14 protein-coding genes and 2 pseudogenes are annotated in these 15,125 nt (G+C 61.6%); 10 read left to right on the forward strand and 6 right to left on the reverse strand.

From position 1 onward, the window contains the following. Positions 1-21 precede the first annotated feature (21 nt). Positions 22-990 (reverse strand): nitronate monooxygenase family protein, encoded by a 969-nt coding sequence (locus BJI47_RS13495; protein ID WP_088944192.1) that lies wholly within the window; start codon positions 988-990, stop codon positions 22-24. Positions 991-1,055: 65 nt separating this feature from the next. Continuing rightward, positions 1,056-2,618, reverse strand: a complete 1,563-nt coding sequence (locus BJI47_RS13500) for a class I adenylate-forming enzyme family protein (protein WP_088944193.1) — start codon at positions 2,616-2,618, stop codon at positions 1,056-1,058. A 322-nt stretch (positions 2,619-2,940) separates the two neighbouring features. On the opposite strand from BJI47_RS13500, the gene BJI47_RS13505 reads away from it, so the two are divergent. The 6 genes and pseudogenes from BJI47_RS13505 to BJI47_RS13530 all read left to right on the forward strand — a co-directional run. Next, a complete protein-coding gene (locus BJI47_RS13505; RefSeq protein ID WP_088944194.1) occupies positions 2,941-4,599 on the forward strand; it encodes an aldehyde dehydrogenase family protein in 1,659 nt (552 codons plus the stop codon). A gap of 5 nt (positions 4,600-4,604) precedes the next feature. Beyond that, positions 4,605-5,801, forward strand: coding sequence for a thiolase family protein (locus tag BJI47_RS13510; RefSeq protein ID WP_088944195.1), 1,197 nt, complete (start codon positions 4,605-4,607; stop codon positions 5,799-5,801). A 55-nt stretch (positions 5,802-5,856) separates the two neighbouring features. Beyond that, on the forward strand, positions 5,857-7,596 hold the full coding sequence (locus BJI47_RS13515) for a class I adenylate-forming enzyme family protein (protein ID WP_254900585.1): 1,740 nt from the start codon (positions 5,857-5,859) through the stop codon (positions 7,594-7,596). Between the two features lie 3 nt (positions 7,597-7,599). After that, a complete protein-coding gene (locus BJI47_RS13520; RefSeq protein WP_088944196.1) occupies positions 7,600-8,058 on the forward strand; it encodes a PaaI family thioesterase in 459 nt (152 codons plus the stop codon). 35 nt (positions 8,059-8,093) lie between these two features. Then, complete coding sequence (locus tag BJI47_RS13525) at positions 8,094-9,569, forward strand: carotenoid oxygenase family protein (RefSeq protein WP_088944197.1); 1,476 nt, start codon at positions 8,094-8,096, stop codon at positions 9,567-9,569. 112 nt (positions 9,570-9,681) lie between these two features. Continuing rightward, a pseudogene (locus tag BJI47_RS13530) lies at positions 9,682-9,867 on the forward strand (IS1380 family transposase); the annotation flags it as partial. Here the strand turns inward: BJI47_RS13530 and BJI47_RS24665 are convergent. The 4 genes and pseudogenes from BJI47_RS24665 to BJI47_RS13545 form a co-directional block, all read right to left on the reverse strand. Beyond that, positions 9,793-10,134: a transposase gene (locus BJI47_RS24665; protein ID WP_088944198.1), complete on the reverse strand. Its 342-nt coding sequence runs from the start codon at positions 10,132-10,134 to the stop codon at positions 9,793-9,795. The pseudogene BJI47_RS13530 and the gene BJI47_RS24665 overlap by 75 nt on opposite strands. A 66-nt stretch (positions 10,135-10,200) precedes the next feature. Next, a complete protein-coding gene (locus BJI47_RS24670) occupies positions 10,201-10,326 on the reverse strand; it encodes a hypothetical protein (protein ID WP_254900586.1) in 126 nt (41 codons plus the stop codon). Positions 10,327-10,406: 80 nt separating this feature from the next. Further along, a pseudogene (locus tag BJI47_RS24675) lies at positions 10,407-10,556 on the reverse strand (IS630 family transposase); the annotation flags it as partial. A 459-nt stretch (positions 10,557-11,015) separates the two neighbouring features. Next, the gene (locus BJI47_RS13545) at positions 11,016-11,435 is read right to left on the reverse strand and encodes a helix-turn-helix domain-containing protein (RefSeq protein ID WP_088944199.1); all 420 of its coding nucleotides are present in this window, start codon (positions 11,433-11,435) and stop codon (positions 11,016-11,018) included. Positions 11,436-11,695: 260 nt separating this feature from the next. Between BJI47_RS13545 and BJI47_RS13550 the strand changes: the two genes are divergently transcribed. Genes BJI47_RS13550 through BJI47_RS13565 form a run of 4 tightly spaced genes read left to right on the forward strand, consistent with a single transcriptional unit; the run spans position 11,696 to position 15,100 of the window. Next, complete coding sequence (locus BJI47_RS13550; protein ID WP_084345451.1) at positions 11,696-12,463, forward strand: enoyl-CoA hydratase family protein; 768 nt, start codon at positions 11,696-11,698, stop codon at positions 12,461-12,463. After that, positions 12,460-13,293 carry a CoA-transferase gene (locus BJI47_RS13555; RefSeq protein WP_088944200.1) on the forward strand — a complete coding sequence of 278 codons (834 nt, stop codon included), beginning with the start codon at positions 12,460-12,462 and terminating at the stop codon, positions 13,291-13,293. Before BJI47_RS13550 ends, BJI47_RS13555 begins: the two co-directional genes overlap by 4 nt. Continuing rightward, a complete protein-coding gene (locus BJI47_RS13560) occupies positions 13,290-14,036 on the forward strand; it encodes a CoA-transferase subunit beta (protein ID WP_088944201.1) in 747 nt (248 codons plus the stop codon). The genes BJI47_RS13555 and BJI47_RS13560 overlap by 4 nt, the downstream gene beginning before the upstream one ends. Next, the gene (locus BJI47_RS13565) at positions 14,033-15,100 is read left to right on the forward strand and encodes a nitronate monooxygenase family protein (RefSeq protein WP_088944202.1); all 1,068 of its coding nucleotides are present in this window, start codon (positions 14,033-14,035) and stop codon (positions 15,098-15,100) included. Before BJI47_RS13560 ends, BJI47_RS13565 begins: the two co-directional genes overlap by 4 nt. Positions 15,101-15,125: the final 25 nt, after the last annotated feature.

The following is a 15,125-nucleotide window of genomic DNA, read 5'->3' on the forward strand; positions in this document are numbered from 1 at the left end:
GTATCTACCAGCTTGACGCTGTCAGACCCCGACTCCCACTGGACGGAAGGACGAAATCCGCTGCAGCGCAGCGTCGTACTCCGCAGCGATCTGGTCGACGATGTCGCTCACCGGCTCGACAGCGTGGATGGTCTGCAGTCCCTGGCCGGCCGCCCACACGTCCTTCCATCGCTTGAGCGATCCGCCGCCGGCCGTGTAGTTCTTCTCCCCTGTCAGTGGCGCAAGGTTGTCGGGATCAAGTCCAGTCGCGATCAGACTGGGTTTCAGCCAGGATGCCGGGGTGCCTGTGACAGCTGAACTGACAACAAGATCGTCGGGGCCACTGTCGACGATCATCTGCTTGTACGCCTGCTGTGCCATGCTCTCTTCCGCCGCTAGGAATCGAGTTCCCATGTATACGAGGTCAGCACCCGCGGTAATGGCGCCTGCAACTCCGTAACCGTCGCTGATTCCACCGCCGATGATGATCATGCCATCGAAGAACTCGCGGACAGCAGACGTGAAGGCGAACGGGGAGAGATGGCCGGTGTGTCCACCAGCCCCTGCAGATATGCACGCCATACCGTCGACTCCCGCATCTGCGGCCTTGTGTGCAAGTTTCATGTTGACGACGTCCGCAATCACGATGCCTCCGTAACCTTTCACGACGTCCATGACCGGCTTCGGGGAGCCAAGGGCTGTAATGACCACCTTGGGCTTGTATTCGGCGATCAGGCGGAGGTCGTTCGCGAGACGTTCGTTGCTGCTGTGGGTGACAAGGTTCGCGGCCCACGGAGCCGGACTGGTGGAACCATTTCCGTCAGCACCGAGACGATCCGTAATCGACCCCATCCAGCTGTCGAGGTCGTCGAGGGTCCGGCAGTTCTGCGTGGGAAATGAACCGATGACACCTGATTGACATGCAGAGACGACGAGGTCGGGTCCCGAGACCAAGAACATCGGCGCGGCAACGATGGGGAGACGGAGGGCAGTGAGGAGCGGGCTGTTCATTGGTACCTACTTAAGGTTGTTTCGGGTTCAGATGTCGGAGTTCAACCACTGCATGTCCTTTCGGATCACCCGGTGGCTTTCTGCGTGAGTTGCTCTAGCAGTCGCGTTGCACCGACCCTGTCGATCTTTCCCAGTGGTGTCAGCGGAAGCTCGTCGACGTGGTGAACGGACTTGGGACGTTTGAAGTCAGGAAGCCGGCGCCGGCATTCGGCCAGGGCGCTCGGTTCGTCGATCGTCGAGGTGGACTCGACGGTGTACGCCGCGACGATACGCTGACCCCAGAGTGGGTCTGGAAGGCCAATGACGACAACATCATTGATGCCAGGTATCGCGGAGATCTCCTCTTCGACCTCTCTCGGGTAGACGTTGTATCCCCCGGTAATGATCATGTCCTTGCTGCGACCGGTCAGATGGACGTAACCGTTGGTCGCACGGAACCCGAGGTCTCCGGAGTGCAGGAGTCCTTTGTCATGACTTTTTCCGAGGTCGGTTCGTGTTTCTGCGTTGTGGTACCCGGGGCTCACCGAAGGTCCGCTGACAACGAGTTCGCCGATCAGGCCATCCGGGACGGTCTGACCGCTGTCGCGGAACTCGATTTCGACTCCTTCGCACGGCTTCCCGACCGAGCTGAGCACGTCCGCGTCCTCCGCCACACCCCGGCGGTGATCAGCTGCACTGAGTACGGTCAGCGGCGGAATCGCCTCGACCATCCCGTAATACTGCACGAGATTCGGCGTGATCCGGTGGTATGCCTGACGGAGATGCTCGACCGGCATCGGCGCGCCTGCATAGGCGAGCATGCGCAGGCGGCGCATCGGGCCAAGTTGTACGTCATCGAAATCCAGCAAGCGCGCCACGACGGTAGGCACCAGCGCCGTGTGTGTCCCACCATGCGTTTCGATGGCGTCGATCATGTCCTCGGGACGTGGATGATCGAGAAGCACTTGACGGCCTCCGGCCTCGAGGAACGGGAGGACGAACAACCCGCTCGTGTGGATCACTGGCCCGGCATGGATGAACACCGAAGGTTCCGGCCCGTCGAGGCTGTCTTCGAGCACGTGCTCTCGCATCGCGCGTAGCGACGCGAGCCGGTTTGTGTGTGACCGCTGCGCCCCTTTTGGTACACCTGTTGTACCGGACGAATAGTGCAGAGCACAGAGGGACGCAGGGTCGGGGGTTCTGGGGGAGACACCGACCGGTGCATCGGCGATAACTTCTTCGAGCGTGGTCCGGGCGTTGTTACTGTGATGAGCTGCGATGACGGCCTTAGCGGTCGACCGTGACGCGAAGTCAGCCGCTCCCTCAACCCTCGGGTCGAAGATCAACGCACGAGGAGCGCAGTCTTGCTCGATTCTTGCCCAGTCCCGTTCGCCGACACGCGGGTTGAGCGCCACTCGAACGTATCCCCCGACAGTCAAGGCGAGGTCAACCTCAACAGATGCAACGGAGTTGGGGAGAAGCACGAGGACTGTACCGCCACGTGAAACGCCGAAATTGTCGAGTCCGACCGCCAGTTGATGGACTCGGTCGGACAGTTCCGAGAACGTCAGTGAACGTTCGTTGTCTTCCACAGCCACGCTGGGGCCGTACTTGTCTGCTGCATCACGCACCACATTTGCGATTGACATTCGAACTCGATCCCTCCAATTAACTACACTTATTGAAGTAGACAACGTGAGGGTCACTTTTCGCAACTGTGCGCGGATATTTCCGCAAGGACAGTTGGGGATTCTCTTAGAGCAACAGGCCACCTGCCACACAAGGCATTCCAGGACAGATCGTTGACAACCACAGTCGCACTGGTTTAACTTCATTAGCAGTAGCAGAACCTGGTTGGCGCCGTGAGCCCATCCATACGCCGGACCCCGCGTAGTAGCTCGCAGTGCTTGATTAAACTCTGTGCCAATTCTCACCCTGAGTCGCAATTACCGCCGACAGGAACGAGCGTTCATGTTCTTCGAAGTCCATTTGGATCTACTTCACGCCGCAGTAGAAGCCAATCTGTCACGCACCGCATGGACTGGATTTACCCCCGTCACTCCACCCGATTCCCAGCAGGCCGACACCTTTGTCGGAGCATATGACGGTGCAGTACTGCAGCTTTCAACAGCCTCAACGTCGACGATCACCGCCGACGAGGTTTCTCCGTACACCGGGAAGTCGCTCAACGTAACCTATAGCGCACCGACCGCACGTGAAGCCTTGGACGGTGCCGCTCGGGTGGCTGCAGACCTGCGTGACGCTGGGGTCCAGCGCCGGGTCGGCGTGTGCCTCGAGGCGTTGCATCGTATCCACCAGCGTGGACCGGAGTTCGCAGCCGTCACCTCCCACACCACCGGCCAAAGTCTCAACATGGCATGCAGTGGCAGTGGGACAAACGCTCTCGACCGTGGACTGGAGGCCGTTGCAATGGCCTGGGCTGCCATGAATCGTGTTCCCAGCGAAGTTACCTGGCAGCAGACGTTCGGCAAGACCCCAGTGACTTTGCGGAAGCGCTTCCGCCCCCGCCCCCTCGGCACGGCACTCGTCATTGCCTGCGCGTCGTTCCCCGCCTGGAACGCCTATCCCGCGATACTCGCGAACCTCGCGACTGGCAACCCGGTGCTCGTCAAGCCGCATCCCCGATCGATTCTCGCCACTGCACTCGCCGTCGGCATCATGCGGGACGTACTCACCGAAGCCGACCTGCCGGCTGACTCCGTCCAACTCCTCGTCGACACGACCGAGAGCCCCATCGCCGGTGACGTGGCAACCGATCCGGCCACTCGAATCGTTGACTTCACAGGTAGCCAGCGATTCGGAAACTGGCTCGAGCGCAACGTCTCGAATGCACTCGTGTTCACGGAGACGGCCGGCGTCAACACCGTGATCCTCGATTCGGTTCAGGACCTGGCCGCGACGATGCGAACATTGGCCGGCGGTCTGTCACTGTTCAGCGGACAGATGTGTACAACGCCCCAGAACATCTACATCCCTGATGCGGGCGTCCGCACAGCCGACGGCGTCGTTTCCCGAGACGACGTGGTCGCCGCCCTCGGCGCAGCCATCGACGATCTGGCGGGAGCGCCGCGCCGGGCAGCTGCCGTCTGCGGTGCGCTTCAGTCCGACCTCACCCTTCAGTCGCTCAATTCCCTTGCAACCCAAGCGGAAACTGACGGAACCTTGGTGCGCAATCCAGTTACTTACGCACACCCGGAGTACCCGCAGGCCCGCGCGGTGACGCCGTTGTTGATCCGTGTCGATCCGCGCCGTGGTGACCCTTTGCCCGACGGTGAGCAGTTCGGACCCGTTGCCTACCTCATCGATTGCGCAGACCGTGACGCTGCCGTCGAGCACGCGACCGCAAGCATCCGTCAACACGGTGCAATCAGCTCGTACCTGTACTGCACCGACGACGACGCCATCGACGGCATCGCGGACGCGTATGCCGATGCCGGGGCGTCACTTTCGGCCAATCTCGTCTCGTCGATGCCGATGCAGTACGCGGCCGCATACAGCGATTACCACGTCACCGGCCTGAACCCGGCCGGCAACGCCACCTTGACCGACGAATCCTTCGTGGCTGGGCGATTCCGAATGGTCCAGGACCGCCGTCAGGTCGAGGGGTAAAGAACATGTCGCAATTTTCCTCCGGCGTCTACATTTACGACGCCATCCGCACTCCGAAAGCCCGGGTTCGTCGCCAAGGCGGCACCCTCGCGAACGTCCCGGCTCACGACCTGCTCGGCCAGTTGTTCGCGGCTGCCGCAGAACGCGGCCTTGCACCAGAACTGGTCGGGGACATCGTGATCGGGACAAGCACCGCGGTCGGCGACCAGGGCGGCAACGTCGCGCGTGCCGCCGCATTGTGGGCCGGCTGGCCCGACGAAGTGAATGCCGGTGTCGTATCAAGGCTGTGTTGTTCGAGCCTCGACGCCCTCGAGACCGGCGCCGCCAAGGTTGCTTCCGGCATTGCGGACGTCGTCGTCACCGGTGGCGTCGAATCGATGTCTCGGGTCCCGATGATGGCCGACAAGCCCTCGTTCGCGATCGACAACGACCTCGGAGATCGCACGGGTTACGTCACTATCGGAGTGTCCGCCGATCTCACGGCAGCCCAGTACGGCTTCACGAGAACACAGCTCGACGAGTGCGCGATTTCCTCGCACCAGCGGGCGCTTGCGGCGCCGTCATCCGATTCGATCATTGCGGTGCGGTCGAACGACACGACGATCCTCTCCGCGGACGAAGGCCCCCGCGCAGGCCTGAGCGTCGACGGGCTCGCCGAACTGCCGACACTGTTCGGGGAAGATCCGTCGTGGCAACGGGTGGCGAATCGATTGCGGTCCGCTCCTCGACCCGCAGCGGGACTGCACACTTCGGCGACCGCCCCTCAACTCGCCGACGGTACAGCGTTGTCCGTCCTCGGCTCGCGCGCCGCGTCGGCACGCATCGGCCGAGAGCCGGTAGCCGAGGTAATCGGTGTCGCGCAGGCCGCCGTGCGTTCTCCTCTGCTGACCGCGCCCGTAGTGGCAGCACAGCGCGCCTTGGCCAACGCCGGGATCACGGCATCACAACTCGACGTCGTGGAAGCGAACGAATCCTTCGCCGCCTCTGTGCTGTTGATGACCCGCGAATTCGAGCTCGATCCGGCCATCGTGAATCCACTGGGTGGTTCCATGGCAACCGGACATCCGCTCGGCGCCGGCGGCGGAGTGTTGCTCGTCAACGCCCTCGACCAACTCCGCCGCATCGACGGTGAGTACGCCCTGATCACCATTCCGGCGGCCCTCGGACTTGGCGCTGCCGTCGTTGTCAGGCGCCTGCGATGAGCCTCTCCCCTGCGCCTCGTCCAAGCCTGCCCAGCTATTCAAGGAAACGGAACTCGTGAACGCCATCATGAATCAAGAACAGACGAATCAGTTGCGCGACTGCCATCCCGAAAGTCGGGTCCTCGATCATCTCGAACGTGGATGGTGGGTTCCGGAAACGATTCTCGATCTCTTCGACGGTCATGTTCTCGCGCGCGGCGACGCACCCGCCATCACCGACCCGAAGAACCTCTCGGACATCGCCGGGATCGCACCCGGTTCGTTGACCTGGCGTGAACTCGATGCGCAGATCGACGACGTCGCCGCAACCTTGCACGCGCATGGAGTGGGCCCCGGTCACGTTGTTGCAGTTCTGCTACCGAACTCGATCGCCCTTACCGCCACCTACCTGGCATTGTGGCGCCTCGGAGCGATTGCGGCACCCATGCCGGCCTCCTACCGACGACACGAATTGAGCCGGATCGTCGAATCTTCCGGAGCAGTCGCCGTCGTCACAGGGACTCGACTGCATGACCGAGCCCCGCACGAGGAAGCTCTCACCCTCATCGGTGTGGCACCGTCGTTGCGTCACGTCTTCACCTTCGGCTCATCGCAAGACAATGCCGGTGTGCCGTTGGACGGGGCTTCCTCGACGGCGGACGCCATCGAGGCGGTCCGGAAGGTGTACGGACAACTCGACCGAACCATCAACGACTGCATCACGATCTGCTGGACGAGCGGAACCGAGGCAGCACCGAAGGGCGTTCCCCGGTGCCACGCCGACTGGCTCGCAATCGGCCAGGCGGTGCAGGACGGACTGCGAACCGACTCGGACTCAGTCATTCTCGGTCCCTTCCCGATGGTGAACATGGCAGGATTCGCGACTTCTCTGCTGCCGTGGCTGCTCAGCGGCGCGCACCTGGTCCAGCATCATCCGCTGGACATCGGAGTTTTCCTCGACCAGGTTCAACAGCACCATGTCACCCATGCCAGTATGCCGCCCGCTGTCCTAAGCATGCTGCTGCAGAACCCGAAGTTGCTTGCCTCGTTCGACCTGTCGTCATTGCACACGGTCGGATCCGGCGGTGCACCTCTGCCTCCCGGGGTAGTGCGCGAGTGGCAGAACAACCTCGGTATCGAGGTTCTCAACTTCTTCGGATCCAATGAAGGTGTGTGCCTACTCGGGGCTGCGTGCGATACCCCCGACCCGATGATACGGGCCGAGTATCTTCCCAACTACGGTGCCACTAACCGGACTTGGGTAACGCCGGTTGCAGAACGCACCTCGGTGCGCCTGGTCGACCTGACGACCGGTGAGGTCGTCACCGAGGTCGGCGGTCGCGGCGAACTTCGACTGAAGGGACCGACGGTATTCGCCGGCTACCTCGAGGGAACTGCAGAAAAGAGCCCGTTCGACGACGACGGATACCTGTGCAGCGGTGATGTTTTCGAACTCTGCGGAGAATCTGGCGAGTACCTCAAGTTTGTCGACCGTAGCAAGGAAATCATCATCCGAGGCGGAATGAACATCGCGCCGGCCGAGATCGAGGGGCTGCTCCTCGAACATCCCCACGTATCCGATATCGCGATCATCGGCTACGACGATGCCGTCCTCGGCGAGAAGTGCTGTGCCGTAGTCGTTCCCATGACCGAGAAGAGTGTCTCACTCGACGAGCTGGTGGAGTTCCTGCGCGCCAAGGACATTGCGTCGTTCAAACTGCCCGAACGGCTCCTCACAGTCGACGAGCTGCCGCGCAACCCCGTCGGAAAACTGCAGCGTCGCGACCTGCGAGTACACATCGCGCAGAACGGTTGATCGATGAGCCAGAATCAACTCCCGGTAGGTCTGCCGCGCGCAACACCCACCGGCGCCGACCTCCCGCTGACCGATGAGCTGAACGCCATGCTCCAAGGGCGACTGCCAGGCCTGATCGGCATGCGTATCCGCGAAGCCTCGGCAGAATCAGTCATCGCGGAGCTGACCGTTCGTGAAGAACTCCTGGCACCCAACGGCTATCTGCACGCGGCAACTGTTGTCGCACTAGCAGATACGGCCTGCGGAATCGGCGCACGTCTGGCACTGACAGAAGGTGATTCCTTCACCACACTGGAAATCAAGACGAACTACCTCGGAACCGCACGATCGGGAGTGGTCACAGTGGTCGCCACACCGATCCACTGCGGGCGACGCACTCAACTGTGGGATGCGAGCGTCCGGGACGAGGAAGGTCGGCGTATCGCCGAATTCCGATGCACGCAGTTGGTAGTCCGGCTCTGAACGGGACCGCAGCTCAAATCGATGGAAGGAAAACGATGACGAATACTCAGTTGCCTGGCGGCGAGGCGCCGATCGCGGTCGCACGTCCTGTGAACAACGACGAAGAAAACCCCTACCTTCTCGGAGTGTTTACTCCGGTGAAAGATGAACTGACACTTGACGACCTGACCGTGATCGGAGAGATTCCCAAGGATCTCAACGGCGTCTACCTTCGGAACGGTCCGAACCGTCAGTTCCCGGCCACCGGGCGCTACCACATGTTTGACGGAGACGGCATGATCCATGCCGCTCACTTCGAGAACGGCAAGGTCAGATACCGCAACCGGTACGTCCAAACTCGGTCTTTCGAGCAGGAATCCGAGGCCGGCCGCGCACTGTGGACCGGCCTGATGGAGAACCCCAAGGACAACCCCTGGGGTAACGGCCACGGACTCGGCATCAAGGACGCGTCCAACACCGACGTCATCTATCACCGCGGCCAGGTGCTTTCGACGTGGTATCTCTGTGGAGCCCCGTACGCCGTTGACCCTCTTTCGTTGGAAACACTTGGTGCACAGGACTTCCTAGGCACATTCGCCGGAGACATGATGGCTCACCCCAAAGTCGACGAGACGACAGGCGAGCTCATCTGGTTCGACTACGGTCCGGACCAGAACTACCTACGCTACGGAATCATCGGAGCCGAGGGCACGCAGACACATGAAACAAAGATCGACGTCCCCGGCCCCCGTCTGCCGCATGACATCGCAATCACCGAAAACTACTCGGTCCTGATGGATCTTCCTCTGGTCCAAGACCATGAGGCTCGGAAGGCCGGCAAGTACCGAATCTTCTACGATCAGGCTCTACCAGCCCGCTTTGCTGTCATTCCCCGCCACGGCACCGGACAAGACGTCCGTTGGTTCGAGGCAAAACCCTGCTACATCTATCACGTCGTCAACTCCTGGGAACAGGGCGACGAAATCATCATGGATGTCTGCCGAGTGAAGAACCCCCAGCACCAGTCGACATTCGAACATCCACTCTCCAACATGCTTGCCTACATGCGCCTCGACGCGCAGCTCTACCGGTACCGTTTCAACCTTCGTACCGGAACAACGATCGAGACACCGCTCGACGACGCCAACATCGAGTTCCCCAGTATCGACTCGCGAATCATGGGCCGTCAGCATCGTTACTCGTACAACATGAGTCTCGCCAATGAGCCCACCCTGCTCTTCGACGGACTCGTAAAATTCGACTCGCAGACCGAAACCAAGGAAGAGCACAAGTTCGGACCGGGACGATGGGGTTCCGAAGCGCCGTTCGCGGCGCGCGACGGCTCCACCAGCGAAACCGACGGCTACCTGGTCTGCTTCGTGAACGACGAGGCTGAGGATCGCGGCGAGATCAACATCTTCGATGCCGAGAACATCGCCGGAGGTCCAATCGCCCGGGTGCTACTACCCCAGCGGGTTCCGTCGGGATTCCACGCCTGCTGGATTCGCGGCGACCAACTCGAGAAGGCCTAAACCTGAAGGCACCGATTCGGTGCGGTTCATAGGTGAGCCGTAGACGCGAGATGCCCTGTTGTGGTGGAAGAATGGTACTTCGTACAGAACCAATTCTGACCACAAGAAGGGCATCTCGCAGACGCCACTTTCTCACACCCGACCGGTCGCTACCGCGAGGTTCGACCACCCGAATCTCGTGTCCGCAGCTGGGTTGGTTCCGGTCATGGCCCTGGCGCAGCGATCAGGGTTGCTGACGTTTGCCGACGAGCATCTCACGGTGCCGACCGACAAAGGCTCCAACGCCGGCCGCAAGATAATGCACCGTGATGCGGGGGTTGTCAGCGAGCCAGTCCCGTACCTCCTGCTTCTCGGGAGTGGAGTAGTTGTCCATCACCAGATGCAATTCCTCGCCCGGATAGGCATGCGCGACATGCTTGAGGAACACCAGAAACTCCTGATGGCGGTGGCGCGGTTTACAGATCCCGGTGACCTGACCGGTGGCGATGTCGAGCGCAGCGAACAAGGTCGTCGTGCCGTGCCGGACGTAGTCGTGGGTCTGCCGCTCCGGGATACCGATCTGCATCGGCAACGTCGACGCGGTGCGGTGCGGTGCGGTGCGGTGCGGTGCGGTGCGATCGAGCGTCTGAATCTACGACTTCTCGTCGACGCCGAGCACGATCGCGTTCTCTCTGGTGGCGCCAGACAAACCGACGATATCGGTGACATTCGCGACCAACTCCGGGTCGGTAGAGAACTGAATGTGCCAGTGCGCCATAGCTGGACACCGTGCTCACGCCACACTCGCTCGACGGTGCCGTAACCGATGCCGAGATGATCGGCGAGCAATCGCGAACTCCAATGTTTGACACCGCACTTCTTCGGCGGCGGTGTCGATGTCACCGAAATCAACTTGTCACGATCGAGCATGCGGGGCCGGCCGGAGCGGTCTTCGTCGAACAGTCCGTCCACGCCGGAGTCCTCGTAGCGGGACCGCCAGTTGATCACGGTCTGCCGCGAGATCGAGAACCGGCGCGCGATCTACGCATGAGAACACCGCCGGCGGCGAGCCACACGATCCTCACCCGCTGCACCGGCCCCGCCTTCGTCGTCCACATCTCGAGCTGGTCACGGTCGGTGCCAGGGGATCTACAACGGGGCAGCGCGCATAAGTAATTCATCAAACATAACCGCCCAGGCACTTCAGGCGCGCCGCACTAGTGTGCAGATCGAGCGCCTGCAGAACTGGATCCGAAGGCGGTGTGGCCCCAGCGGCCATTTGCGCGGGCCCACAGCTTACTTGGAGTCGCGTTCGTCGAGCAGGGGAGTGCGGGGCATGGTCAACGAGATCTGTCGTTGAGGATTCAACCGCATCAGCTACTTTTCAGCAACCCTCAAGTTTCCAGAATAGCTGCTCGCGGCCATGCCAGTCGACAAATCGGCGTCCGAATGCGTGCAGGAACCGCCCTATCCGGTGCTGTCCGGCGGAACCTCCGGAAGACCCTCACTGGCTCGCAACTTCTCCGCCATCGAACTCAGGAGATTCTGCGACTCCTCGGACAGGTCGAAAGCTCTGGCCGACAACCGCCGGAGGCCATAACCCTTCAGTTGAGCGAGAAGTTCGAGGTCGTGATCGACTTTGGCCGCGTAGATGTCGTTGAAGAAGTAGTCCGGCTTGACCTTGAAGAAGCGAGCCAGTGCGGCAACCGTTTCGTTCGACGGGTTGTTGCGCTGACCGGACCGCAGTTGCGAAATGTACGGCTTGGAAATTTGATGTCCGCTGCCGGCGAGCGCGTCGGCAACTTCGGCATTGGTGTGAGGCCTGCGGCCAGGGGGATGCACGATACTGAAGAGCTTGTTCAGACGTGCTGCGAAGTCGACGGGCATCGGAATCTTCTCATCCTCTCGGAACGGAGCGGCACCGCCCTCATTGGGCGCCGTAACGATAACGAAAAGGTAACTCTATACCTGCTGGTCGACCGTTTCCTGCTGATCACCGCACATGTTGATCTTGATATTCGATGAAAACTGCCAAATGAAGCCCTCGGGGCAGTGCCCTGAACCATCTAGAAGACCGACATCTCCATCTTCGTGTTAACCTACCAAGCACTTGCTTGCTTTTCGGCTTACGTGAGGATCCTTGATCAATGGCAATCACTTCGAGCACCACCGACGGAATCACCGTCGTAACGGTCGACTACCCACCCGTCAATGCGTATCCGACGCAGGGATGGTTCGACTTCGCTGACATAGTCACCGCAGCAAGCCGCGACGAGAACACACGCGTCGTGGTCGTGCGAGCGGAGAACCGCGGGTTCTGCGCGGGCGTCGACATCAAGGAGTTCGCTCGCGACTCCGGGCACGGACGCCTCATCGACGCCAACCGAGGATGCGCCGCCGCATTTGCAGCGGTCTACGACTGCGCAGTACCGGTCATCAGCGCCGTGCAGGGATTCTGCCTCGGCGGGGGCATCGGGATCGTCGGCAACTCCGACATCATCGTGGCTTCCGACGACGCAACCTTCGGACTCCCCGAGGTCGACCGTGGCGCCCTGGGCGCGGCGACGCACCTGTCCCGACTCGTCCCACAGCACCTCATGCGCGCGCTGTTCTTCACCGCGTCCACCATCACCGCGCAACAGTTGGAGCACCACGGCTCGGTCTACCGAGTGGTTCCGCGAGCGGAACTGGACGATACGGCCTTGGAAATCGCGCGCGATATCGCCGCCAAGGACCCGCGGGTGATCCGTGCCGCGAAGGAAGCACTCAACGGTATCGATCTGCAGCCGGTACACAGAAGCTACCGCTACGAGCAAGGCTTCACCTTCGAACTAAACCTGTCGGGAGCCGCCGACGAGATCCGCGCATCGTTCGAGGACGATCTCGCACGTGCCAAAGGAGCAGCAGCAAAATGACAGCAATGCGCAACAAAGTACTTACCGCCGACGACGTCGCGGGCCGGCTGAAGAGCGGCATGACGATCGGCATCGGGGGCTGGGGATCTCGCCGCAAGCCGATGGCTCTCGTCCAGTCGATCCTTCGCTCGGACCTGACCGATCTCACTGTCGTCAGCTTCGGCGGACCGGACGTCGGCTTGCTCTGTGCCGCAGGGAAATTGAAGAAGCTCTACTTCGGCTTCGTCTCCCTCGACTCCATTCCGTACGACCCCTACTTCTCCGCAGCCCGAACGGCCGGAGAGATCGAGATCCGCGAGCTCGACGAGGGCATGGTCAACACCGGCCTCCAGGCTGCCGCACAGCGACTGCCGTTCCTGCCGATGCGTGCCGGTCTCGGTTCCGATGTGCCGAAGTACTTCCCCGAGTTGAAGACCGTGGTCTCGCCCTACGACGATGCCAGCGAGCTCATCGCAATGCCTGCTCTCGAACTCGACGCCGCCCTGGTTCACCTGAACCTCGCCGACGCCCACGGCAACGCCGCATACCTCGGCCCGGACCCGTACTTCGACGACTTGTTCTGCCTTGCAGCCGAACAGCGTTTCGTCTCCGTCGAACGCATCGTCGATACCGCAGACCTCGTTGCGAGCGCTCCCCCGCAGGCTCTCCTGCTGAACCGAATGATGGTCGACGGCGTCGTGGAGGCACCGGGCGGTGCCGGATTCACCTCGTGCGTGCCTGATTACGGTCGCGACGAAGAACTCCAGAAACAGTATGCGGAGGCAGCGTCCGAACCCGACGGATGGAAGCGCTTCGCTCAGCTGACAAATCAGGAAGGGGCGTCCGCATGAGCGGCATCGACATCACCCGGGCGGACATCTGCGCAGTTGCATGCGCGGACATGTTCGCAGGCGCAGGCGAGATCATGGCAAGCCCGATGGGCCTCATGCCCAGCATCGGCGCCCGCCTGGCCAAACTCACCACCGAGCCCGATCTACTTCTCTCCGATGGAGAGGCGTTCCTCATGGCCGACACACCGGCACTCGGTGCCACCGGCGCGATCGAGGGTTGGATCCCGTACCGGAAGGTATTCGACGTCGTTGCCAGCGGTCGACGTCATGTCGTGATGGGTGCCAACCAGATCGACCGGTTCGGCAACCAGAACATTTCGCACTTCGGCCCGCACGACAAGCCGACGCGGCAGATGTTCGGCTCCCGCGGCGCCCCCGGCAACACGATCAATCACCGCACCAGTTACTGGATTGCACGGCACTCGGCACGCGTCTTCACCGAGACCGTCGATCTGGTGTCCGGTGTCGGTTACGACCGCGTCACCGACAACGCAGGGTTCGCACATCATGATCTGCACCGGGTCGTCACCAATCTGGGTGTATTCGATTTCTCCGGCGAGAACCACGCGATGCGCCTGCTTTCGGTGCATCCCGGAGTCACCGTCGACGAGGTGCTCGAGAACACCGGATTCGAACTCGACACCTCCGATGTCACCGATTCAAGGCTCCCCACCGATGAAGAGATGACTCTGCTGGGCGTCATCGATCCCAAGGGGTCGCGTAGCCGCGAGGTCAAGGGATGACAGGCCTTCACACTCCGCTGACCGAACTGGTCGGCATCGAACATCCCGTCGTTCAGACCGGCATGGGCTGGGTGGCCGGGCCGCGCCTGGTCGCGGCTACCGCCAATGCGGGCGGCCTCGGCATCCTGGCGTCGGCGACGATGACCTACGCCGAGCTCGAAGCGGCAGTGGCGAAGACGAAGACGTTGACCGACAAGCCGTTCGGTGTCAACATCCGTGCCGATGCCACCGATGCTCGTCAACGCATCGATCTATTGATTCGGGAGAACGTGCGTGTCGCATCCTTCGCGCTGGCACCCAAGGAAGAACTGATCGCGCTGCTCAAGAAGGCAGGCGTAGTAGTAATTCCATCGATCGGTGCTGCCAAGCACGCCAAGAAGGTTGCCGCCTGGGGTGCCGACGCAGTCATCGTTCAGGGTGGCGAGGGCGGCGGTCACACCGGACCTGTCGCGACGACGCTTCTGCTGCCATCCGTGCTCGACGCCGTCGACATCCCCGTGGTGGCGGCAGGTGGCTTCTACGACGGCCGCGGGCTCGCTGCAGCATTGGCCTACGGTGCGGCGGGCGTTGCGATGGGTACCCGGTTCCTGTTGACGCAGGAAAGCACGGTTCCCGATTCGGTCAAGCAGGAATACCTCAAACGGGGTCTGCAGGACACAACCGTCTCTCGACGCGTCGACGGCATGCCCCACCGGGTGCTCAACACCGAGCTGGTGACGAGCCTCGAACAGTCGAACCCCGCTCGTGGCCTTTTCGCAGCTGTCGGCAATGCTCGCAAGTTCAAGTCGATGACCGGTATGACGTGGTCGAATCTCGTCCGCGACGGAATTGCCATGCGCCGCAGCAGCGATCGCACGTGGCAGCAGATCATCATGGCTGCGAACACCCCGATGCTGCTCAAAGCAGGCTTGGTCGACGGCGATACGCACGCTGGTGTGTTGGCTTCGGGTCAGGTTGTCGGAATGATCGAAGACCTGCCAACCTGTGCCGAGCTGATCTCTTCGATCGTCGAAGACGCAGTGCGTCGGATCGAGGACGTACAGAAGTTCACAACCGTTAGCTGATCAACCTTGTGTCACCGCCCCCCGC

The organism is Rhodococcus sp. 1168, from assembly GCF_002091955.1.
GTDB lineage: Bacteria > Actinomycetota > Actinomycetes > Mycobacteriales > Mycobacteriaceae > Rhodococcoides.